Origin of the sequence: Pseudomonas sp. ok266 (assembly GCF_900110195.1) — a bacterium.
Taxonomy (GTDB): domain Bacteria; phylum Pseudomonadota; class Gammaproteobacteria; order Pseudomonadales; family Pseudomonadaceae; genus Aquipseudomonas; species Aquipseudomonas neuropathica.
This window is the reverse complement of the sequence record NZ_FOCU01000012.1, coordinates 191,702-213,888: the sequence shown is the minus strand read 5'-3', so window position 1 is coordinate 213,888 and position 22,187 is coordinate 191,702. Positions and strand designations below refer to the sequence as shown.

The 22,187-nt window shown below is 60.7% G+C and carries 24 protein-coding genes and 1 riboswitch; of the genes, 20 read left to right on the top strand and 4 right to left on the bottom strand.

Going from position 1 to position 22,187, the window contains the following annotated elements; translation table 11 throughout:
* Positions 1–268: 268 nt before the first annotated feature.
* From BMY54_RS22645 to BMY54_RS22615, 7 genes are all read left to right on the top strand, one after another.
* Entirely contained in the window at positions 269–859 is a 591-nt protein-coding gene (locus BMY54_RS22645) for an amino acid synthesis family protein (protein ID WP_007917992.1), read from the top strand.
* A gap of 31 nt (positions 860–890) precedes the next feature.
* Positions 891–1,724 carry an alpha/beta fold hydrolase gene (locus BMY54_RS22640; protein WP_093437785.1) on the top strand — a complete coding sequence of 278 codons (834 nt, stop codon included), beginning with the start codon at positions 891–893 and terminating at the stop codon, positions 1,722–1,724.
* Entirely contained in the window at positions 1,721–3,202 is a 1,482-nt protein-coding gene (locus tag BMY54_RS22635; protein WP_093437780.1) for an aldehyde dehydrogenase, read from the top strand. The genes BMY54_RS22640 and BMY54_RS22635 overlap by 4 nt, the downstream gene beginning before the upstream one ends.
* 12 nt (positions 3,203–3,214) lie before the next feature.
* Positions 3,215–3,700 carry a flavin reductase family protein gene (locus BMY54_RS22630; protein ID WP_093437777.1) on the top strand — a complete coding sequence of 162 codons (486 nt, stop codon included), beginning with the start codon at positions 3,215–3,217 and terminating at the stop codon, positions 3,698–3,700.
* A gap of 135 nt (positions 3,701–3,835) precedes the next feature.
* A complete protein-coding gene (locus BMY54_RS22625; protein WP_007968634.1) occupies positions 3,836–4,225 on the top strand; it encodes a carboxymuconolactone decarboxylase family protein in 390 nt (129 codons plus the stop codon).
* Between the two features lie 58 nt (positions 4,226–4,283).
* Complete coding sequence (locus BMY54_RS22620; protein WP_077573257.1) at positions 4,284–5,036, top strand: GntR family transcriptional regulator; 753 nt, start codon at positions 4,284–4,286, stop codon at positions 5,034–5,036.
* A gap of 1 nt (position 5,037) precedes the next feature.
* On the top strand, positions 5,038–5,601 hold the full coding sequence (locus BMY54_RS22615; protein WP_093437773.1) for an NUDIX hydrolase: 564 nt from the start codon (positions 5,038–5,040) through the stop codon (positions 5,599–5,601).
* Positions 5,602–5,725: 124 nt separating this feature from the next.
* On the opposite strand, the gene BMY54_RS22610 is transcribed toward BMY54_RS22615, so the two are convergent.
* Positions 5,726–6,022, bottom strand: coding sequence for a DUF1330 domain-containing protein (locus BMY54_RS22610; RefSeq protein WP_093437769.1), 297 nt, complete (start codon positions 6,020–6,022; stop codon positions 5,726–5,728).
* 68 nt (positions 6,023–6,090) lie between these two features.
* On the opposite strand from BMY54_RS22610, the gene ribBA reads away from it, so the two are divergent.
* The 5 genes from ribBA to BMY54_RS22585 all read left to right on the top strand — a co-directional run bounded on the left by ribBA (position 6,091) and on the right by BMY54_RS22585 (position 11,524).
* The gene (ribBA, locus tag BMY54_RS22605) at positions 6,091–7,200 is read left to right on the top strand and encodes a bifunctional 3,4-dihydroxy-2-butanone-4-phosphate synthase/GTP cyclohydrolase II (RefSeq protein WP_093437765.1); all 1,110 of its coding nucleotides are present in this window, start codon (positions 6,091–6,093) and stop codon (positions 7,198–7,200) included.
* Positions 7,201–7,566: 366 nt separating this feature from the next.
* Positions 7,567–8,592 carry an ABC transporter substrate-binding protein gene (locus tag BMY54_RS22600; RefSeq protein WP_093437763.1) on the top strand — a complete coding sequence of 342 codons (1,026 nt, stop codon included), beginning with the start codon at positions 7,567–7,569 and terminating at the stop codon, positions 8,590–8,592.
* On the top strand, positions 8,589–9,536 hold the full coding sequence (locus tag BMY54_RS22595; protein WP_175559652.1) for an ABC transporter permease: 948 nt from the start codon (positions 8,589–8,591) through the stop codon (positions 9,534–9,536). Before BMY54_RS22600 ends, BMY54_RS22595 begins: the two co-directional genes overlap by 4 nt.
* Positions 9,537–9,542: 6 nt before the next feature.
* On the top strand, positions 9,543–10,352 hold the full coding sequence (locus BMY54_RS22590; protein ID WP_007918021.1) for an ABC transporter permease: 810 nt from the start codon (positions 9,543–9,545) through the stop codon (positions 10,350–10,352).
* Between the two features lie 17 nt (positions 10,353–10,369).
* Entirely contained in the window at positions 10,370–11,524 is a 1,155-nt protein-coding gene (locus BMY54_RS22585; RefSeq protein ID WP_093437758.1) for an ABC transporter ATP-binding protein, read from the top strand.
* Between the two features lie 202 nt (positions 11,525–11,726).
* Here BMY54_RS22585 and map read toward each other — a convergent pair whose 3' ends face one another.
* The 3 genes from map to BMY54_RS22570 all read right to left on the bottom strand — a co-directional run bounded on the left by map (position 11,727) and on the right by BMY54_RS22570 (position 13,664).
* Complete coding sequence (map, locus tag BMY54_RS22580) at positions 11,727–12,518, bottom strand: type I methionyl aminopeptidase (RefSeq protein ID WP_093437755.1); 792 nt, start codon at positions 12,516–12,518, stop codon at positions 11,727–11,729.
* The gene (locus BMY54_RS22575) at positions 12,515–12,742 is read right to left on the bottom strand and encodes a ParD-like family protein (protein WP_007918027.1); all 228 of its coding nucleotides are present in this window, start codon (positions 12,740–12,742) and stop codon (positions 12,515–12,517) included. The genes map and BMY54_RS22575 overlap by 4 nt, the downstream gene beginning before the upstream one ends.
* A 64-nt stretch (positions 12,743–12,806) precedes the next feature.
* Positions 12,807–13,664 carry a LysR substrate-binding domain-containing protein gene (locus BMY54_RS22570; protein WP_093437752.1) on the bottom strand — a complete coding sequence of 286 codons (858 nt, stop codon included), beginning with the start codon at positions 13,662–13,664 and terminating at the stop codon, positions 12,807–12,809.
* Between the two features lie 109 nt (positions 13,665–13,773).
* Between BMY54_RS22570 and phnD the strand changes: the two genes are divergently transcribed.
* The 8 genes from phnD (at position 13,774) to BMY54_RS22530 (ending at position 21,942) form a co-directional block, all read left to right on the top strand.
* Positions 13,774–14,640 carry a phosphonate ABC transporter substrate-binding protein gene (gene phnD, locus BMY54_RS22565; protein ID WP_093437749.1) on the top strand — a complete coding sequence of 289 codons (867 nt, stop codon included), beginning with the start codon at positions 13,774–13,776 and terminating at the stop codon, positions 14,638–14,640.
* Positions 14,637–15,428, top strand: a complete 792-nt coding sequence (phnC, locus tag BMY54_RS22560) for a phosphonate ABC transporter ATP-binding protein (protein ID WP_093437746.1) — start codon at positions 14,637–14,639, stop codon at positions 15,426–15,428. The genes phnD and phnC overlap by 4 nt, the downstream gene beginning before the upstream one ends.
* Before the next feature lie 2 nt (positions 15,429–15,430).
* Positions 15,431–16,249: a phosphonate ABC transporter, permease protein PhnE gene (gene phnE, locus BMY54_RS22555; RefSeq protein ID WP_093437743.1), complete on the top strand. Its 819-nt coding sequence runs from the start codon at positions 15,431–15,433 to the stop codon at positions 16,247–16,249.
* Positions 16,250–16,359: 110 nt separating this feature from the next.
* Positions 16,360–17,451, top strand: coding sequence for an iron-containing alcohol dehydrogenase PsrA (gene psrA / locus BMY54_RS22550; protein WP_093437740.1), 1,092 nt, complete (start codon positions 16,360–16,362; stop codon positions 17,449–17,451).
* A gap of 130 nt (positions 17,452–17,581) precedes the next feature.
* Positions 17,582–18,877 carry an MFS transporter gene (locus BMY54_RS22545; protein ID WP_093437737.1) on the top strand — a complete coding sequence of 432 codons (1,296 nt, stop codon included), beginning with the start codon at positions 17,582–17,584 and terminating at the stop codon, positions 18,875–18,877.
* Between the two features lie 10 nt (positions 18,878–18,887).
* The gene (locus tag BMY54_RS22540) at positions 18,888–19,757 is read left to right on the top strand and encodes a LysR substrate-binding domain-containing protein (RefSeq protein ID WP_093437733.1); all 870 of its coding nucleotides are present in this window, start codon (positions 18,888–18,890) and stop codon (positions 19,755–19,757) included.
* 74 nt (positions 19,758–19,831) lie between these two features.
* Positions 19,832–20,659 (top strand): phosphonoacetaldehyde hydrolase, encoded by an 828-nt coding sequence (gene phnX / locus BMY54_RS22535; RefSeq protein ID WP_093437730.1) that lies wholly within the window; start codon positions 19,832–19,834, stop codon positions 20,657–20,659.
* A gap of 347 nt (positions 20,660–21,006) precedes the next feature.
* Positions 21,007–21,942: a Ppx/GppA family phosphatase gene (locus BMY54_RS22530; protein ID WP_093437728.1), complete on the top strand. Its 936-nt coding sequence runs from the start codon at positions 21,007–21,009 to the stop codon at positions 21,940–21,942.
* A gap of 42 nt (positions 21,943–21,984) precedes the next feature.
* A riboswitch (cobalamin riboswitch) is annotated at positions 21,985–22,179 on the top strand.
* The last annotated feature ends 8 nt before the right edge of the window (positions 22,180–22,187 follow it).

The window sequence follows — 22,187 nt, the reverse complement described above, 5'->3', positions numbered from 1 at the left end:
ATCTTTTGTTAACCGCATTGCCGACGGATTCCCCCCTGTAGGAGTGAGCCTGCTCGCGATAGCGGTGTATCAGTTAGCAATTGCTCAGCTGACACACCGCTATCGCGAGCAGGCTCACTCCTACAGGGAGTTGTGGGGGCTTTGGGATTTGAATACATGACCATTCGCCGGGGTGATGCGGCAAAAGTTACCGGAGGGACTTGCACGATCGGTATTATGGTATACCATCAGACGCACAGACACTCTCAATCCCCCTACGGAGCAGCTCATGAGTTTCGAAATTCGCAAGATCGTCAGCTATGTCGAAGAAACCTTCATTGAAGGCGGCAAGGCCACTGACAAGCCAGTGACCATGGTCGGCCTCGCCGTGGTGATGAAAAACCCTTGGGTGGGCAACGGTTTCGTCGAAGACCTCAAGCCGCAGATCCGTGCCAACTGCTCCGACCTCGGTGCGCTGATGGTTGAACGTCTGGTCGGCATCATCGGCGGTGCGGAAAAAATCGAGGCCTACGGCAAAGCCGCTGTGGTCGGCGCTGACGGCGAGATCGAGCACGCCTCCGCCGTGATCCACACCCTGCGCTTTGGCAATCACTACCGCGAAGCGGTCAACGCCAAGAGCTACCTGAGCTTCACCAACAAGCGCGGCGGCCCGGGCACGTCTATTCAGATTCCGATGATGCACAAGGACGACGAAGGTCAGCGTTCGCACTACATCACTCTGGAAATGCAGATCGAAGACGCACCGCGTGCCGACGAAATCGTGGTCGTGCTGGGTTGCGCTGACGGTGGCCGTCTGCACCCGCGCATCGGCAATCGCTACATCGATCTGGAAGAACTGGCCGCCGAAAAAGCCCAGTAATCACAATAAAAAGGCATTGCAGGAGCGCTCCATGATTCGGCTCACCGCTGAACTCACCCCGACTGGCACCAGTTACCTGGCGACCGGCCAAGGCCAGCCCGTGGTTTTGATCCACGGCGTGGGCCTGAACAAAGAAATGTGGGGCGGGCAGATCGTCGGTCTGTCCAGCCAATACCGGGTGATCGCCTACGACATGCTCGGCCATGGCGCCAGCCCGCGACCGGCCAGCGGCACCAACCTGCTCGGTTACGCCGATCAGTTGCTGGAGCTGCTTGATCACCTCAATCTGCCGCAGGCAGCGGTGATCGGTTTCTCCATGGGCGGTCTGGTCGCGCGGGCCTTTGCCCTGCATTACCCGGAGCGCCTGCAAAGCCTGGTGGTGTTGAACAGTGTGTTCAACCGCAGCGAAGAACAGCGTGCCGGCGTCATCGCCCGTACCGCGCAAGCCGCCGAACATGGCCCGGACGCCAATGCCGAAGCGGCGTTGTCGCGCTGGTTCAGCCGCGAGTATCAGGCGGCCAACCCGGCGCAGATCGCCGCATTGCGCCAGACCCTCGCCAATAATGATCCTCAGGGTTACCTGACCACCTACGAATTGTTCGCCACCCAAGACATGTACCGCGCCGACGACCTGGGCAGCATTCAGGCGCCGACGCTGATCGCCACCGGTGAACTCGATCCGGGTTCGACCCCGGAAATGGCCGAGCAACTGGCCCGACGCATCCCCGGTGCGAAGGTTGCCGTGCTGGCCGAGCAACGGCATATGATGCCGGTAGAGTCGCCGCGTCTGGTCAACCAGACGCTGCTGGAATTTCTGCAATTCGCACACTCCCGACAAAACCATATAAAGGGGATCGTTGCATGACACTCGCACGCTTCCAGATGTGCATCGGCGGAGAATGGGTCGACGCCCTCTCCGGCAAGACCTTCGAAAGCCTCAACCCGGCCACGGCGCAAGCCTGGGCCGAACTGCCCGACGCTGATGAGGCGGACGTCGAACGCGCCGTGCAATCGGCACAGACTGCTTTCGACAGCCCGGCATGGCGTGGCCTGACTGCCACTGCGCGCGGCAAACTGCTGCGTCGTCTCGGCGACTTGATCGCCGAAAATAAAGAACAACTGGCGCAGCTGGAAAGCCGCGACAACGGCAAGCTGATCCGCGAAACCCGTGGCCAGGTCAGCTATCTGCCGGAGTTTTTCCACTACACCGCCGGCCTGGCCGACAAGCTCGAAGGCGGCACGCTGCCGCTGGATAAGCCCGACCTGTTCGCCTACACCGTGCACGAAGCAATGGGCGTGGTCGCCGCGATCATTCCGTGGAACAGCCCGCTGTACCTGACCGCAATCAAACTCGCCCCGGCCCTCGCCGCTGGCAATACGATTGTGATCAAGCCTTCTGAGCACGCTTCGGCGACCATTCTTGAACTGGCACGTCTGGCGCTCGAAGCCGGGATTCCGCCGGGCGTGGTCAACGTCGTCACCGGTTACGGCCCAAGCACTGGCGCCGCCCTCACCCGCCATCCGCTGATCCGCAAGATTGCCTTCACCGGCGGCGCGGCGACAGCACGGCATGTGGTGCGCAGCAGCGCCGAGAACTTCGCCAAGCTGTCGCTGGAACTGGGCGGCAAATCACCGAACATCATCTTCGCCGACGCCGATCTGGACAGCGCGATCAACGGCGCGATCGCCGGGATCTACGCGGCCTCCGGACAGAGCTGCGTGTCGGGTTCGCGACTGTTGGTGCAGGACGAGATCTACGACGAATTCGTCAGCCGACTGGTCGAACGCGCCCAGCGCATTCGCATCGGCAACCCGCAAGAAGACCACAGTGAGATGGGCCCGATGGCCACCGCGCAGCAATTGGCGGTGGTCGAAGGTCTGGTCGCCGACGCCATCGCTGAAGGCGCGCGTTTGCGCACTGGCGGCAAGCGCCCGGCGGATCTTGGCGAAGGCTGGTTCTACGAGCCGACGCTGTTCGAATGCGACCGCAATTCGATGAAGATCATGCAGGAAGAAGTCTTCGGCCCAGTGGCGTCGGTGATTCGCTTCAAGGATGAAGCCGAGGCACTGGCGATCGCCAACGACTCACAGTTCGGCCTGGCGGCTGGCATCTGGACCCGTGATCTGGGCCGTGCCCATCGTCTGGCGCGCGATGTGCGCTCCGGGATTATCTGGGTCAACACTTACCGTGCGGTGTCGGCAATGGCGCCAATCGGCGGTTTCAAGAACAGTGGCTATGGACGCGAAAGCGGCATCGATTCGGTGCTGGCCTACACCGAACTGAAAACGGTGTGGATCAACCTTTCCCAGGCACCGATGCCTGATCCGTTTGTGATGCGCTAGGAGTCCTGCGAAATGATCGAACCCGGCATTTACAAAGACGTCATGAGTTCCTTTCCGTCCGGCGTCACGGTGGTCACCACCCTTGACCCTGAGGGTGGGATCGTCGGCATCACCGCCAGCGCTTTTAGCGCGCTGTCGATTGACCCGGCGCTGGTGTTGTTCTGTCCCAACTATGCTTCCGACACTTACCCGGTGCTGCGTGACAGCAAGAAATTTGCGATCCATTTGCTGTCGGCTGACCAGACGGCTGAGGCCTATGCTTTCGCCAGTAAAGGCAAGGACAAGGCCAAGGACATCGCGTGGCATTTGAGCGAACTCGGTAACCCGATTCTGGCCAAAGCGACGGCGATCATCGAGTGCGAGTTGTGGCGGGAATACGATGGTGGCGACCACGCGATCATTGTTGGCGCGGTGAAGAACCTGATCCTGCCCGCGCAACCGGTGACGCCGATGATTTACCACAAAGGCAAGCTCGGGCCGTTGCCGACCCTGGCCTGACGGATTCACACAAATCCCCCTGTAGGAGTGAGCCTGCTCGCGATAGCGGACTGACATTCAACATTGATGTCGACTGATCCACCGCTATCGCGAGCAGGCTCACTCCTACAAGGGATCGTGGTCACAGGAGGAATGATGAGTAACGAAAAGTATGAGAAGGGCCTGAAGATCCGCACTCAGGTGCTCGGCGAAGCCTACGTGCAGCGTTCGATAGAGAACGCCGACGACTTCACCCGTCCGCTGCAGGAAATGGTTACCGAATACTGCTGGGGCCATGTCTGGGGGCGTGAGGGTTTGTCGCTCAAGGAGCGCAGCATGATCAACCTGGCGATGATCTCGGCGCTCAACCGTCCGCACGAACTCAAGCTGCATGTGCGTGGCGCCTTGCGTAACGGCCTGAGTCGTGAGCAAATACGCGAAATTCTGCTTCAGGTCGGCATTTATTGCGGCGTTCCGGCAGCCGTGGACAGTTTCCGGCTGGCCCGTGAAGCCTTTGCCGAAGCCGACGCCGAGGCCTCCAGTTAACCCCTCGGCTGTTTAGATGCCCGTCTGGCATGGACAGCCAACCGAATGAGCGGACCCCATGAAACGCCAGCCACTCGACGACAGCTTCAAGGTCAATCGCAACCCCGTTACCCTGCGCGAAATCGTGCTGGATAAACTGCGTAGCGCGATCATGAATTTCCAGCTCATGCCCGGCGATCGTCTGGTCGAGCGCGATCTGTGCGATCGCCTCGGTGTAAGCCGTACGTCGGTGCGTGAAGCCTTGCGTCACCTGGAATCCGAAGGTCTGGTCGAGTTCGCCGATGCCAAAGGCCCGCGCGTGGCGATCATCACCCTCGCCGATGCGGTCGATATCTACGAGCTGCGCTGCGTACTTGAAGGACTGATCGTGCAGTTGTTCACTCTGCGCGCTAAAGCCAAGGACATCAAAGCCCTGGAAAAAGCCCTCGACGACAACCGCAAGGCGTTGAAGGACGGCGAGTTGCAGCAGGTGATCGACTCGGTGCAGGGTTTCTACGACGTGCTGCTCGAAGGCTCGGGTAACCACGTGGCGGCCACTCAGTTGCGTCAGTTGCAGGCGCGCATCAGCTACCTGCGCGCGACTTCGGTATCGCAGGAAAACCGTCGCGGCGCGAGTAATCAGGAAATGGAAAAAATGGTCGAAGCGATCAAGAGCGGTGATCCGCTGGTGGCGCATCAGGCCTGTGTCGATCACGTTCGCGCCGCTGCTGCCGTGGCGCTCGACTATCTCAAGCGCAAGCAGGAAGAGACCGGCGCAACCCCGGCCATGACCCTGCCCATCGCGCTGAAAGAACCCCGTATAGGTCACTGATATGTTCAGCCCGAGCTATTGCCCGAAATGCGGTGGCCCTGACCTCGGTCAGCAGATACCGGCGGGCGATACGCACGAGCGCCTGATTTGTCGCGGCTGCGGCTACATCCATTACGTCAATCCGAAGATCATTGCCGGCTGCATCATCGAGCAGGACGGCAAATACCTCTTGTGCCAACGCGCGATCCCACCGCGCCCGGGCACCTGGACGCTGCCCGCCGGGTTCATGGAAAGCGGCGAGACCACCGAGCAAGCGGCCATCCGTGAAGTCTGGGAAGAAAGCGGTGTGCGCGCGGAAATCGTCTCGCCGTACTCGATTTTCAGCGTGCCGAAGATCAGCGAGGTGTACATCATCTTCCGTGCGATCGCGCTGCAGATCACCGGGCAGTACGGGCCGGAGACTATGGATTACAAGTTCTTCGCGCCGGAAGAGATTCCATGGGAACAGATCTATTACCCGGCGATCCGGCAGATTCTCGAGCGCTATATCGAAGAACGCCAAGCTGGGGTGTATGGGATCTACATGGGCAATGACGATAGCGGCAAGATTCACTTTATCCGCTGACAACGCAACCCGCTCTTTGTAGGAGTGAGCCTGCTCGCGATAGCGGTGTGTCAGGTAGAGAATTGCCGACTGACACACAGCTATCGCGAGCAGGCTCACTCCTACAGGGGTTTAGTGGTGTTGCTTAAATTGGGGCGATGCCTTCAACGATGATGATTTCCGCCCTCGCCCATTCCTCGCGATAACGTTTCGCTTCCTGATACGCCGCTGAGTGGTAGCACGCCACAGCCTTCTCATAGCTCTCGAACTCGATCACCACGCTGCGCTGCGGCGTCTGGCGCCCTTCCATCGCCTCGCTGCGCCCGCCTCTGGCCAGAAACTTCGCGCCAAACACAGCGAACGCTGCCGGCGCACGCTGGGTGTATTGGCTGTAATGATCGGCATCGGCTATATCCACGTGAGCAATCCAGTACGCCTTCATAGTGACCTCTTTGTTGATTTTGTATTATGGTATACCAATATATTTCCAACGAACCCTGAGAGTCCAGCATGGCCTTCAACAACATCGAAGAAATCATCGAAGATTATCGTCTCGGCAAAATGGTCTTGCTGGTCGATGACGAAGACCGCGAAAACGAAGGCGACCTGCTGCTGGCCGCCGACCGTTGCACGCCCGAGGCGATCAGCTTCATGGCCCGTGAAGCGCGCGGGCTGATCTGCCTGACCCTGACCGACGAACATTGCCAGCGTTTGGGCCTGGAGCAAATGGTCCCGGCCAATGGCAGCGTGTTCAGCACTGCGTTTACCGTATCGATTGAAGCAGCGGTGGGCGTGACCACCGGCATCTCCGCAGCAGATCGCGCTTGCACCGTGGCCGCCGCCGTCGCGCCGAATGCCCGCGCTGAAGACTTGGTGCAGCCCGGCCACATCTTCCCGCTGCGCGCCAAGGAAGGTGGCGTGCTGACCCGCGCCGGCCACACCGAGGCCGGTTGCGACCTGGCGCGTCTGGCCGGTTTTACGCCGGCCTCGGTGATCGTCGAGGTGATGAACGACGACGGCACCATGGCCCGTCGCCCGGATCTGGAAGTGTTCGCGCGCAAGCACGGGATCAAGATCGGCACCATCGCCGACCTGATCCACTATCGCCTGAGCACCGAACACACCATTGAACGCATCGGCGAACGGGAGCTGCCGACGGTGCATGGCACGTTCCGCTTGATCACTTTTGAGGATCGCATCGAGGGCGGCGTGCACATGGCGATGGTCATGGGCGATCTGCGCCGTGAAGAACCGACGCTGGTGCGCGTGCATGTGATCGATCCACTGCGGGATCTGGTTGGCGCGGAATATAGCGGGCCGACGAACTGGACGCTTTGGGCGGCGTTGCAACGGGTCGCGGCTGAGGGGCATGGGGTCGTGGTGGTGCTGGCCAATCACGAGTCTTCGCAGGCGCTGCTGGAGCGGGTGCCGCAATTGACCCAGCCGCCGAGGCAGTTCAGCCGTTCGCAATCGCGGATTTATTCGGAGGTGGGGACCGGGGCGCAGATTCTGCAGAACCTTGGGGTTGGCAAGTTGCGTCACCTGGGCCCTCCTCTGAAATACGCCGGGTTGACCGGGTATGACCTGGAAGTGGTCGAGAGTATTCCGTTTACCGAGTGAAGCTGCCCTCACCCCAGCCCTCTCCCCGAGGGAGAGGGAGCCGACCGAGGTGTTTAGTCGCTATACGCCGACCTGAAATACCGAGTCGAACTCAGGTTTTGGACAGCCTCCAATCGGCCCCCCCCTCCCGAAGGCAGAGGGCTGGGGTGAGGGGCTGGATCTGACATTCACAAAAAACATCCAAGCCGAACGCATCAAATAACCGCCCGGCCAGATAACCGGTAAGGCAAAGTGCTTGCACAAAGTTTGGAATACCATAATATGATATTCCATAGACCGGACATTCCAACGAAGGTCCATCTACTGCTCCCGACAGGCGGGCAACAACGCAAGCCCGCTCAAAAACACAACAATGAGGGCGTAAAAATGGTGTTGAACAAAGCTGCAACCGCGATCTTTTTTGCGGGACTGCTCAGCGTTACCGGCCAAGCTGCAATGGCTGCCGAGAGCGTGAACTTCGTCAGCTGGGGCGGAAGCACCCAGGATGCGCAGAAACAGGCCTGGGCCGATCCGTTCAGCAAGGCCAGCGGCATCACCGTCGTGCAGGATGGCCCGACTGACTACGGCAAACTCAAAGCCATGGTCGAGAGCGGCAATGTGCAGTGGGACGTGGTCGATGTCGAAGCCGATTTCGCCCTGCGCGCCGCCGCTGAAGGCCTGCTCGAACCCCTCGATTTCAAAGTGATCCAGCGCGACAAGATCGACCCGCGTTTCGTCAGCGATCACGGCGTCGGCTCGTTCTTCTTCTCCTTCGTCCTCGGCTACAACGAGGGCAAACTCGGCGCCAACAAGCCACAGGACTGGAGCGCCCTGTTCGACACCAAAACCTACCCCGGCAAACGCGCGCTGTATAAATGGCCAAGCCCTGGCGTGCTCGAACTGGCGCTGCTGGCCGACGGCGTGGCGGCCGACAAGCTCTACCCGCTGGATCTGGATCGCGCCTTCAAAAAACTCGACACCATCAAGAAGGACATCGTCTGGTGGGGCGGCGGCGCGCAGTCGCAGCAACTGCTGGCGTCAGGTGAAGCGAGCATGGGCCAGTTCTGGAACGGTCGCATTCACGCCCTGCAAGAAGACGGCGCACCGGTCGGCGTGAGCTGGAAACAGAATCTGGTCATGGCCGACATTCTGGTGATTCCAAAAGGCTCGAAAAACAAGGACGCGGCGATGAAGTTCCTCGCCGCCGCCAGCGGCGCCAAAGGCCAGGCCGACTTCTCCAACCTGACCGCCTACGCCCCGGTCAACCTCGACAGTGTGGAGCGTCTGGATTCGACGCTGGCCCCCAACCTGCCGACTGCCTACGCTAAGGATCAGATCACTCTAGATTTCGCGTACTGGGCCAAAAACGGCCAGGCCATCGCGACACGGTGGAACGAATGGCTGGTCAAATGAAAATGGCGGCCACCGCGCCCCGTCCCTCCACTGCCACCGGGAGCGCGACCAGCGCTGCCGGTTCGGCCCACGGAACACAGGCGGTTGCGATGCAGCAAGCCCCATCCCTCAGACAACGCTGGCGCGGCGCCGGCAACCTCGCTCCGGCACTGTTGTTCATCGGCCTGTTCTTTCTCGCGCCGTTGATTGGCCTGCTGTTGCGCGGCGTGCTCGAACCGACCCCGGGCCTTGGCAACTATGAACAACTGTTCGCCAACTCGGCGTATGCCCGAGTGCTGCTCAACACCTTCTCGGTGGCCGGGCTGGTAACGCTGTTCAGCCTGTTGCTGGGCTTTCCGCTGGCCTGGGCGATCACCCTGGTGCCGCGCGGCTGGGGTCGCTGGATTCTCAACATCGTGCTGCTGTCGATGTGGACCAGCCTGCTCGCCCGCACGTATTCGTGGCTGGTGCTGCTGCAAGCGTCCGGCGTGATCAACAAGGCTCTGATGGCGATGGGCATCATCGATCAGCCGCTGGAAATGGTGCACAACCTCACCGGCGTAGTGATCGGCATGAGCTACATCATGATCCCGTTCATCGTGTTGCCATTGCAGGCAACCATGCAGGCCATTGACCCGATGATCCTGCAGGCCGGCTCGATTTGCGGCGCCAGTCCGTGGAGCAACTTCTTCCGGGTGTTCCTGCCGCTGTGTCGGCCGGGTCTGGCCTCCGGTGGCTTGATGGTGTTCGTCATGTCGCTCGGTTACTACGTCACCCCGGCACTGCTCGGCGGGGCGCAGAACATGATGCTGCCGGAGTTCATCATTCAGCAGGTGCAATCGTTCCTCAACTGGGGCCTGGCCAGTGCCGGCGCTGCGTTGCTGATCGCGATCACTTTGGTGCTGTTCTACTTCTACCTGAAGCTTCAGCCGGAATCCCCGGTTGGCGCCAGTAACGCGAGGTAAGCCGACATGCTCCTGACCCCCAATGCGATGAGCCGGCGCATGCGCTTCGGCTTGTATGCAACCACCGGGCTGATCGGTCTGTTCCTGCTGTTGCCGATCGTGTTTATCGTGCTGCTGTCGTTCGGCTCTTCCCAGTGGCTGGTGTTTCCGCCACCGGGCTGGACGCTGAAATGGTACGGCCAGTTCTTCTCCAACCCCGATTGGATGAACGCCGCAGCGGCCAGCCTCAAGGTCGCCGTGCTGACCACGATCTGCGCCGTGGCCCTCGGTCTGCCGACTGCGTTTGCGCTGGTTCGCGGGCGTTTTCCCGGTCGGGAAATGCTCTACGGCCTGTTCACCCTGCCGATGATCGTGCCGCTGGTGATCATCGCCGTGGCAGTGTACGCGCTGTTTCTCAAGCTCGGTTACACCGGGACGATGTTCGCGTTTGTCGTCAGCCATGTGATCGTCGCGCTGCCGTTCACGATTATCTCGATCATCAACTCACTGAAGCTGTTCGATCAGTCGATTGAAGACGCGGCGGTGATTTGCGGTGCTTCACGCCTGCAAGCGGTGTTCAAAGTGACATTCCCGGCGATTCGTCCGGGCATGGTCGCCGGCGCCCTCTTCGCCTTCCTCGTTTCGTGGGACGAAGTGGTGCTCAGCGTGATGATGGCAAGTCCCACACTGCAAACGCTTCCCGTGAAAATGTGGACCACCTTGCGCCAGGACCTGACGCCAGTGATCGCCGTCGCTTCGACGCTGCTGATCGGCTTGTCGGTTTTGGTCATGGTCATCGCCGCCGCGCTGCGCCGGCGCAACGAAATCAGCGCCTGAGCGCCCAGGAGTACGACATGAGTGCCGTGATCAAAGACGCTTCCCAGCAGAATGACAAACCCCTGGTCAGCCTGCGCAACCTGAACAAGCACTACGGCGACTTTGCTGCCGTCGACAACATCTCGCTGGACATCAAGGACGGTGAATTCCTGACTTTCCTCGGCTCCAGCGGCTCGGGCAAGAGTACGACCCTGTCGATGCTCGCCGGCTTTGAAACGCCGAGCAGCGGCGAGATCCTCGTCAACGGTCAGTCACTGGTGAATGTGCCGCCGCACAAGCGTGACATCGGCATGGTGTTCCAGCGTTATTCGCTGTTCCCGCATTTGTCGGTGCGCGACAACATCGCCTTTCCGCTGGCGATCCGCAAACTGGCCGCCGCCGAACGTGACAAGCGCGTCGACGCGATGTTGAAACTGGTCCAGCTCGAACAGTTCGCCCATCGCCGCCCTTCGCAACTGTCTGGCGGCCAGCAGCAACGTGTCGCCATTGCCCGGGCGCTGGTTTACGAACCACGCATCCTGCTGATGGATGAACCGCTGGGGGCGCTGGATAAAAAGCTGCGTGAAGATCTGCAGGATGAGTTGCGCCAACTGCATCGTCGCCTGGGCATCACCATTGTTTACGTGACCCACGACCAGGAAGAAGCCATGCGTTTGTCGCAGCGCATTGCGATTTTCAGTCACGGCAAGATTGTTGGTCTGGGCAGTGGTTATGACCTTTATCAGAACCCGCCGAATGCGTTTGTGGCGTCGTTCCTGGGTAATTCGAACTTCCTCAAGCTCAAGGCGCAGGGCAATGCGGCGGCTTCGTTTGAAGGACAGTCATTGTCGATTCGCCTGACCGCTGGGTTGCATACGGATCAGGATGTGTTGCTGATGGTGCGGCCGGAAAAAGCCTTGGCGTTGAGCGTGGCGCAAGCGATCAGCGAACCGCTGCCGTCGGGGTGGAACGAGGTTTCAGCGAAGGTGGTGGAGGTGTTGTTTCTGGGTGAGAGCCAGACTTGCAGTGTGGTTACGTCGGGCGGCACATCAATGACGGTGAAAGCGTTGTCGGCTGCTGGCATGCCGCTCAAGGCTGGCGATCCGGTGCAAGTGCGCTGGGCCACCGCAGACGCCTGCGTTTACACCGAATGGACCGACAGCGACCTGAACAAGGCTGCCGGCGCTCACTGATAGCGTGTTGTCTGTGAGATTTACCCCCTCACCCCAGCCCTCTCCCCCAAGGGGGGCGAGGGGGAAAGGGAGTAGATCGGGGGCTTTTCAGGACCTGAGTTCGACTCAGGACTTTCAAGTCGATGTATAACGCCAAAACAACCCGGTCAGTCCCCTCTCCCTCTGGGAGAGGGCTAGGGTGAGGGAAACAGTCGACGCGGTATCAGACAATAGCGCGGTAGCCTTCAATCTCATCTGGCCACGCGGTCAAGATCTCAAACCCCGTCTCCGTCACCGCCACCATATGCTCCCACTGCGCCGACAACGAGCCATCCTTGGTCAGCACCGTCCAGCCATCCGGCATATTCTTCACATGACGCTTGCCGGCATTGAGCATCGGCTCCACGGTAAAAATCATCCCGGCCTTGAGCTTCATGCCCTGATTCGGAAAGCCGTAATGCAGGATCTGCGGCTCATCGTGATAGACCTTGCCGATCCCGTGCCCGCAGTACTCGCGCACCACGCTGAAGCCTTCTTTCTCCGCCAGGCTCTGAATCGCATGGCCGATATCGCCCAGCGTGGCGCCCGGCTTCACCACTCGAATACCCGCGCACATCGCCTCGTAGGTGGTCTTGATCAGGTGCTGCGCTTCAGGTGTCGCCTCACCGACCACGTACATGCGGCTGGTATCACCGAACCAGCCGTCCTTGATCACCGCGATGTCGAGGTTGACGATGTCGCCATCCTTCAGCGGCGTGCCCGATGGGATGCCATGGCACACCACGTCGTTGACCGAGGCGCAGACGGTTTTCGGAAAGCCGTGATAACCGACGTTGGCCGGCACTGCTTTCTGCACATTGACGATGTAGTCGTTGCACAGCTGATCGAGCTGATCGGTGGTGACGCCCGCCTTCACATGCGGCACCAGCATGGCCAGTACTTCAGCAGCGAGTTTGCCGGCAGCACGCGATTGGGCGATGTCGGCCGGGGTGTTGATCTTGATCTGGTTTCTCATGCGCTGACGGCTTCCTGAGTCAGTTGTTGCAGATCCAGCCCGCCGTTCTGTTCGGCGCGGATCAGCAAGCGGCAAATGGCGCTGTGGTCGAGGTTGGGGTGCAGTTCGGCGAGCATGCCGATGCGCATCCAGTGCTCGGCCTGCGCGTTGATCGAGCGGCTGAGGGCGTTGCTGGAGATACGCAGGTTCTCGTGCATGTCCTCTGAAATCTTTACGATGCCCATATATGAATCCGATACGATGTGTATATGGATCGTATATTAGCCAAGGCTTAAGCGAAATTGCAAATCAACCCAGCGCCGCGTCGAAAAACGATGAGATGAGCCGACTGGAACGCCGCTCCGCCAGGCAGTACAGATAAGTCTCGGTGAACAGCTCCTCTCCCTCGATTCTGATCGTGCGGATGTTCGGGTCGGCAATGAACTCCGCTTCTGAAACCACCCCCAACCCCAGCCCACGCACCACCGCCTCACGTAGCGCCTCGCGACTGCCGATTTCCATGGCGATGCGCGGTTTGACCTGCACCGCATTCAACGCCTGTTCCAGCACCAGTCGTGTGGTCGAGCCTGGCTCGCGTTGCAGGAGCCGCTGCCCTTCCAGTTCCTCCAGCCGCACGCTGCCACGATTGGCCAGTGGATGTTCATGGTGGGCGAACAAGATGATCGCGTGCCGCGCATAACGCACCGAACACAACGCCGGATCATCCTGACGCCCGGCCAGCACGGCGATGTCGGTCACATAGTTTTCCAGGTCCGACAATACCTGCGCCGAGTTGCCGACGCGGATCGACACATCGATATTCGGATGCTGTTGCAAATAGCTGTCGACCATTTCGATCACATGAAACGGCCCCACCGCACCAACCTTGAGCTGGCCGCTGTCGAGCCGTCCGGAGTCGCGCAGCAGGTTGTGCGCTTCCAGTTCCAGCAAGGCAATCCGTTGCGCGATCGGCAGCAACTGCCGCCCGACATCGGAAAGCTCGATCCGCCGCCCGCGCCGATGGAACAGCTCAACATTGTGCTGGCGTTCCAAGGCTTGTACTTGCGTGGTCAGGGTCGGCTGGCTCAAGCCTGACGCCCGCGCCCCGGCACTGAAACTGCCGTGACGGGCGACGGCGAGAAAGGCCCGCAGTTTGGCGCTGGACATCCATAGACTCCATCAATAGTTAGCTGTCGTTTCGCATATTGAATTGATTGAATGACTGTCACGTGACAGACCTAGCCTGTGGCAACTCCCAACCACACCGTGGAATGCCATGAAAACAATCAAACAGTTTCTGCGTGTCGCCAGCCTCACCGTCATTGCCCTCGGCGCCAGCCAGGTCTGGGCCAAGGACAAACTGACCATTGGTTTGATCCCCTCGGAAGATTCCCAGGCGATGATCGAATCGAGCAAACAGGTGCTCGACGATCTGCAAGCCAAAATCGGCATGCCGGTGGTGCCGTTCGTGGCTACCGACTACAACGGCATCATCGAAGCGCTGCGTTCGGGCAAGCTCGATGTCGCCTACCTCGGGCCGTTCTCCTACGTGCTGGCGACCTCGGTGGCGGATGTCGAGGCGTTCTCGGTGGCGGTGACCAAGAAGACCGGCCAGAGCGCGTACAAAAGCGTGATTCTGGCGCGCAAGGACAGCGGCATTCATTCGCTGGCCGACCTCAAGGGCCATACGTTTGCATTCGTCGACCCGAGTTCAGCGTCCGGGCATCTGTTTCCCAAGGCTGGCCTTGAGCAGGCCGGTTTTGCCCCGGACAGTCTGTTCAAACGGGTGATTTTCTCCGGCTCCCACGACGCCAGCATCCTTGCGGTCGAGAACAAAAAGGTCGACGCCGCCGCTGTCGCCGACCGCATCTTCGCCAGCGCCGTGGCCAAGGGCGTGGTGAAGCAGGATGACTTTGAAATCGTCTGGAGTTCCAAGCCGATTCCTGAGTCGCCGATGGTCTGGCGCAAGGCGCTCGATCCGCAACTGAAGAAGAAAATCGCCGACGCGCTGGCTTCAATCAAGGACGTGCCGTGGGGTGATCAGGGCGTGCTCAATGGTTTCCAGCCGACCACCGACGCGTCGTATGACGTGGTGCGCGAAACCGCCAAGGTGCTCGATCTCGATTTGCGGAGCATGAAATGATCAGCATCCGCCAACTGACCAAACACTACGGCAGCAACCCGGTGTTGCGCGGCATCGACCTTGAAGTCGCTGCGGGCGAATTCGTCGTGGTGCTCGGTCAGTCCGGCGCTGGCAAATCGACCTTGCTGCGTTGTATCAATCGCTTGGCGCAGGCCGACAGCGGCACGCTGAACGTGGCCGGCATCGACGCCCTCGCCTGCCCTGACACCAGCGTTCTGCGCCGTGAAGTGGCGATGATTTTTCAGCACCACAACGTCGTGCCTCGCTTAAGCGTTTTGAAGAATGTGCTGACCGGTCGCCTCGGTTCCGTCGGCACCCTTGCCTCGATTCTGCAGCTGTTCCGCCGTGACGATGTGGCGCTGGCGATGCAATGCCTGGAGCGCGTCGAACTGGCGCACAAGGCTGGCGAGCGCACCGATTCGTTGTCTGGCGGACAAAAACAGCGCGTCGGCATCGCCCGCGCCTTGGCGCAACGACCGCAGGTGATTCTGGCCGATGAACCGATTGCCAGCCTTGACCCGAAGACCGCGCGCCTGGTGTTGCAGTACTTGCGCGATGCCACCCGCGAACTGGGCATCACCGTGCTGTGCAATCTGCATCAGGTCGAATACGCCCGTGAGTTCGGCGACCGCGTGGTCGGCCTCGCGCACGGCAGTCTGGTGTTCGATGGCAAAGCGTCGAGCATGACTGAAGCCGATCTGGCGCGAATCTATCCGGGGCAATCAACAGAGTCCTCCGCTGACGTCCCGACGATCACCCTGTCCTACCGCACTGCATCGAGGGCCTGAGCATGCAATCGCAAAACTACCAGTGGGTCGGCGACCGGCCCCGTGGCCCGCGCAGTTGGCTGACCACCGGCGCCGTCGTCCTGATCGTGCTGTGGACGCTGAACTGGAGCGCACAAGGCGCGCAGCTCAGCCTCGGTGAACTGGCCGCCGGGTTGCCGCAGATCGGCGACTTTCTCTCGCGCACCTTTCCGCCGGACCTGAGCATCCTGCCGCGTCTGATCGCGCCTGCGGTGGAAACCTTGCAGATCGCCATTTGGGGAACCCTGCTTGGCGTCTTACTGGCGATTCCAATGTCGTTTCTCGCCGCGCGCAATTTGAGCCGCAACCGCTGGCTGTTTCACGCCACCCGCCAGGCACTGAATTTCACCCGCAGCATCAACGAACTGATCCTCGCGCTGATCTTCGTCTCGGCGGTTGGCCTCGGCCCGTTCCCCGGCGTATTGGCGCTGGCTCTGCATGGCCTGGGCATGCTCGGCAAATTCTTCGCCGAGAGCATCGAAGAGATCGACCAAGGCCCGATTGAAGCGCTGCAAGCGACCGGAGCTCGGCCGCTACAGGTGATCGTGTTTGGTGTGCTGCCACAGGTCATCACCGCGTGGATTGCCGTGATCCTGTACCGCTTCGAGGTCAACCTGCGCTCGGCCACGGTGCTGGGCATGGTCGGTGCCGGCGGTTTGGGGTTCGAGCTGGTGAGCAGTCTCAAGCTGTTCAAATATCAGGAAACCGCGACCTGCATCATCGTCATCACCTTCATGGTGATAGTCGCCGACGCCATCTCCAGCCGCCTGCGCGCGGCGATCCAGAGCGGTTCGGCGCACTAGCGTAAAGCTGCTATCGGCTCAGCCGATTCAAACCTGCGATTTATCGATTTGTGCCGTTGTCGGTCGCCCTCGACTATGTGGCCACACGACAACAACAAGAAGGATTGACCATGACTGCCCGCTTCCAGAACCCCGTCGATACCCGTTTCGGCTGGGGCAGCCTGCAAGACCTTGCCGCCATCACCGAGCAGCAGCGCGTCGCCCTCGTAACCTTCCCTGAAGCCCGAGGGCTGGGCTTGGTGGACCGTTTGCAAAGCTTGCTCGGCGAACGCCTGATCTACGTTTTCGAAGACGTCCAGCCCAACCCCGACGTCGCCCATCTGCGCAGCACTTACGAGCACTTCTGGCAACACGCCGCTGATTGTGACGTGGTCCTCGCCGTGGGCGGCGGCAGCGCCATCGATACCGCCAAGGCGTTGATCGTCGGCACCGAATCCGGCCGTTTCGATGAACTGCTGAGCCTGCTGGCGACAGGCAAACCGTTCACCCCGGCCCGTTGCAAACAACTGATCGCCGCACCAACCACCGCCGGCACCGGCAGCGAAGTCACGCCGTGGGCGACGATCTGGGACAGCGCCAGCCAGAAGAAATACTCGCTGCACCTGGATTGCACCTGGCCACGGGTGGCGATCATCGACCCGCAACTGATGCTCACCGTGCCGGCCGGCGTGACCGTTTCCACCGGGCTCGACGCCCTGTCGCACGCGCTGGAGGCGATCTGGAACGTCAACGCCAACCCGGTCTCAGACACCTTTGCCATTTCCGCAATTGAAGACATTCTCGAATGCCTGCCGCGTTTGCACAAAGATCTGTCGAGCCAAGAGTTGCGCACGCGCATGGCACTGGCCGCACTCAAGGCCGGGCTGGCGTTTTCCAACACCAAAACCGCGCTGGCGCACTCGATTTCCTATGAGATGACCTTGCGCCACGGTTTGCCCCACGGCATCGCCTGCTCCTTCACCTTGCCGCTGGTTTTGGGTTTGGCCTGGGGCCACGACGCTACTCGCGACCGTACCTTGCAACGGGTATTCGGCGCGGACCTGAGCAAAGCCCAACAGCAACTGCGCGAGTTCCTGCACAGCCTCGGGGTGAAGACCGAGTTTGCCGATTACGGCGTCTCGGCCAAGGACGCCGAAGCCATCATCCAGCTCGCAATGCAAGGTGCGCGCGGCAAGAACTTCATCGGTTCACAAGCCGCCTGACGCCTGATAACACCCGAGTCACCCAAGCACCACCAGCGGCATGCAGCCGCGGTGATTTCCTGTCGCACCAAAAAAGAGTGCACCCCGCCGACGACACCCGGCGGGAACCGACAACAATAAGGAAAAGATCATGAATCGTGCCGAAACAATGCCTGGTCTCGCCGTACGTTCTGCCTCGTTCCGGGTCGCCCAGTGGCGCATGCTGCTGGCAGCGATGTTCTGTTACCTGTTTTTCTACACCGGTCGGCAGACCTTCGGTTTTGCCATTCCGGGGATTCAGGCCGAGTTCGGCCTGAGCAAGGAAACCCTCGGCTGGGCCTCTGCAGCGATGCTCTGGGCCTACGCGATTGGGCAGGCGATCAACGGCAACCTCGCCGATAAATTCGGTGGCCGACGGATCATGACGCTGGGTGCGGTGCTGTCCTGCGGTGCCAACTGGGTGACCAGTTTTGCCGGTGGGTTCACCAGCCTGATTCTGCCGTGGGGCGTCAACGGTTACTTTCAGGCCTTGGGCTGGGCGCCGGGTGGTCGACTGATTGCCAATTGGTGGGCAGCAGGTGAGCGCGGCAAGGTCTATGGTTTTTACACCTTCGCCGCCGGTTGCGCGTCGATTCTGTCGTACGTCACCTCTATCGTCGTGCTCGAAGTGCTGCAACTGGAATGGCGCTGGATCTTCCGTTTGCCCGTGCTGCTGATGCTCGCCGGCGGGATCATTTTCTATCTGGTCGCCCGCGAACGCCCGCAGGATCTGGGCTTCGAACCGGTGGGTGATACCGGTGTGGCCAACGCTGACGATAAACATCAGGAAGCCGCGCAAGGCGAAGTCGAGTCCTCGGCACAACGCTATAAAGCGGTGCTGAAGAATCCCCGCCTGCTGATCGCTGCGCTGTCCCTGGGCTTTCAGAACGCGGCGCGCTACGGCTTGATCGTCTGGGTGCCGGTGCACTTTCTCGGCGCCAACTGGAAAAGCGGCGACAGCATGGTCGACCCGAAATGGATCACCGTCGCCCTCCCCGTCGGCATGGCGGTTGGCGCGTTGAGCAATGGCTGGGTGTCGGACAAGTTGTTCGGCTCCAAGCGGTATCTGGCGATCATGCTCTATATGGTGCTGGGCGCGGCGACCAGCCTGTGGATGTGGAGCCTGCCACCACACAGCGTCATCGGCCTGATCGCCCTGTTCCTGTGCGGCTTCTTCGTCTACGGCCCGGCCTCGAGTTTCTGGGCGCTGTGCCCGGATCTGGTCGGGGCCAAACGCGCCGGTACCGCGACCGGAATCATGAACTTTTCCTCATACCTGTTCGCCGGCCTGGCCGAGCCGATGATAGGTCGTTTGCTTGACACCACGGCAAACACGTCTCTCATCTTCATAGTGGTCACCAGCGCCTGCCTGTGCAGCGCGGCAGTGGCATTGTTCATTCGACGCTGACGGGGCTTGCATGTACCAGTATCACAAGTGGTTGCGTTCGTTTCATGCGGTGGCCAAGACCGGCAGTTTTACCCTTGCGGCGGAGTACCTGAGCGTCGGTCAGCCGACCGTCAGCGAACAGGTCAATGCGCTGGAAAACACCTTCTCGGTCGAGCTGTTCCATCGCCGTGGCCGCTACATCGAAATGAGCGCCGCCGGGCACAAGCTCTATGCGATCACTCAGGGCCTGTTCGGTCAGGAGGATGAAGCCGTGCAACTGTTGCAGAGCTTCAAGCAGCGCAAGACCGGAATGCTGCGCCTCGGCGCGGTGTCACCGCCGATTGCCATGAACCTGACCTATGAGCTGATGCAGCGCCATCCGGATATCGAACTGGAAACCTCGTTTTCCTCGGAAAAGGACACCCTGGCGCGGTTGTTCAACTTTGATATCGACGTGGCGATTCTGGCCTTGTCGGAATTCGATGAGCGCTTCCACACGCGGTTGTATCACCGCTATCCGATCATCGCCGTGGTGCGTGATGACCATCCGTGGGCCCGCCAGGCGCAGGTTCACATCAGTGAAATCAGCCGCGAGAAATGGGTGATGCGCGAATCCAGTGCGCGCACCCGGCAACTGGTGGAAGAAAGCTGCAAGCGCCTCGACATCGCACTCAACTGCGTCATGCAACTCAACAGCCGCGAAGCCATCGTGCACGCGATCGTCAAAGGCATCGGTATCGGGTTTGTCTCGGCGGTCGAGTACGCCGAAACCCCGGGCACCACACCAATCACCTTTGTCGATCACCCGTTTTTCATCGAATACCACCTGTGCTGCCTCGGCATCCGCCGGAACCGGCCAGTGATTGCCGAACTGTTTGATGCGAACCCACCGCTGACCTGATCAGCACTGACCCTTGAACCGCCTACCTCATTGCCGAGGGACGGCCCACGCTTACCCGAAAACGGAGATTGACCATGCAATATCAGCAACCGACTTACCTGCAAGCCGCGATCCTTGACTGGGCCGGCACCGTTGTCGATTTCGGCTCGTTTGCGCCAACGCAAATCTTCGTCGAAGCCTTTGCCGAGTTCGGCGTCGCGGTATCGCTTGAAGAAGCGCGCGGGCCTATGGGCATGGGCAAGTGGGATCACATCCGCACCCTGTGCAACCTGCCGCAGATTGCCGAGCGTTACCGCGCGGCGTTTGATCGCTTGCCGAGTGACGACGATGTAACGGCAATCTACGAACGTTTCATGCCGCTGCAGATCGAGAAAATCGCCCTGCATTCGGCGCTGATTCCGGGCGCGCTCGAAGCCATTGCAGCATTGCGCGACAAGGGTTTGAAAATCGGTTCGTGCTCGGGCTACCCGGCGGTGGTAATGGCCAAGGTTGTCGAACTGGCGCGGGAAAATGGCTATGTCGCCGATCATGTCGTTGCCACCGATGAAGTGCCCAATGGCCGGCCGTATCCGGCGCAGGCGTTGGCCAACGTGATTGCCCTGGGCATCGATGACGTGGCCGCCTGCGTCAAGGTCGACGACACCTGGCCGGGAATTCTCGAAGGCCGCGCCGCCGGTATGTGGACGGTGGCGTTGACCTGTTCCGGCAACGCACTGGGCCTGACCTATGAGCAATACAAGGCGTTGCCGTCGGATCGACTGGCGGAAGAACGCGCGCGGATCGGCAAGATGTTCGCCCCTTCGCGCCCGCACTACCTGATCGACACCATCGCCGAACTGCCCGAAGTGATCGAAGACATCAATGCGCGCCTGGCCCGGGGCGAAACTCCGCAGTCCTGCTGATTGATCGTCCGCACCCCGCGCTGATCGTTCCCACGCTCTGCGTGGGAATGCAGCCCGTGACGCTCCGCGTCACTGGACGCGGAGCGTCCCTAGAGGCGTTCCCACGCGGAGCGTGGGAACGATCAACAGCCAAATCGCGGGCAAAAAAAAGCTGCCAAAACTGGCAGCAAAAACTTTAAGAACACGCGATGTATTGACCTCAGCATAGACGCCGGATAATGACAGTGTCGTGACAGTCGCAAATTCATTCAATCGCCCCGCCCCCGTCATCAGGATGTCATCAAGATCACGGCAGAATCCTCGCAAACCGTCTTGAGCCTCGCGACGGATGCTCTGCAAGGATTCCCATGAAAGACGACGCCTCGCTGTTTGCCGCCATCGACCTGGGTTCGAACGCCTTTCGCCTGATGATCGGCCAGTCGGTGCGCAGCCGCAAAGGCTTGCAGATTCAGGAAGTGAAAACCCTGCGCGAACCGGTGCGCCTTGCCGAAGGCTTTGACGGCGGTGCGCTGGATGCACTGGCACTGGATCGCGGCTGGCAGGCGTTGGCGCGGTTCGGCAAGAAGCTGCGTGGTTTCGAGGCCGGCCGTGTTCGTGCGGTGGCCACCAGCGCGGTGCGTGAAGCGGACAACGCGCAGCTGTTTCTGGCCAGTGCCGAGCGGCATCTGGGCTTTCCCATCGACGTCATTTGCGGCCATGAAGAGGCGCGGCTGGTCTACGCCGGCGTAACTCACGCCTTGCCCAGCGCCGACGACCTGCGCCTGGTGGTCGACATCGGCGGCGGCTCCACCGAGCTGATCCTCGGCCAGGGCTCACAACCCTTGTTAACCGAAAGCATCGCCATCGGCAGCGGCACCTTGAGCACGCGATTCTTTCGCGGCGGCGATGTGTCCGCCGGCGCGCTACAGGAGGCCGAACGCTTCGCCATCCTGCAGTTTGAAAAAGTTGCCCGGCGCTACCGTGCTCAGGGCTGGCAGCAAACCATCGGCTCTTCCGGCACCGCGCGCATGCTCGCCAAAGTACTCAAGACCAATCGCCTCAACGACTTCGGCCAGGACGGCATCACCTACGGCGGCCTGCTGCGCCTGTCGCTGCTGTTGTTGAAGGTAAACAACGTGCAACAGCTCAAGCTCGCAGGCCTGCAACCACACCGCCAGAGCATTCTGCCCGGCGGTCTGGTGTTAATGCTGGCGGCATTCAAAGTGTTCGGTATCGCACAAATGCTGCCCTCCGAACCGGGCCTGCGTCTGGGCGTGTTGCACGGTTTGATGAGCCAGCACTAATCCTCGCCGCAACAGATTCGTCTCCCCTTCAGCGGCTTGATCGACTAACATGCCGCCGCTGGTTCCCGAACGGGACTAATAGGGAATCCGGGGTGCTTGCACAGCATTGACCGGAACTGCCCCCGCAACTGTAGGTGCCGAGCCTGCTCCACGACTGCCACTGGGTGAATCCCGGGAAGGCCGGAGCCAGGCGATGACGCATCAGTCAGGAGACCTGCCGGCACAGTGATTACTAACCGGCGGGG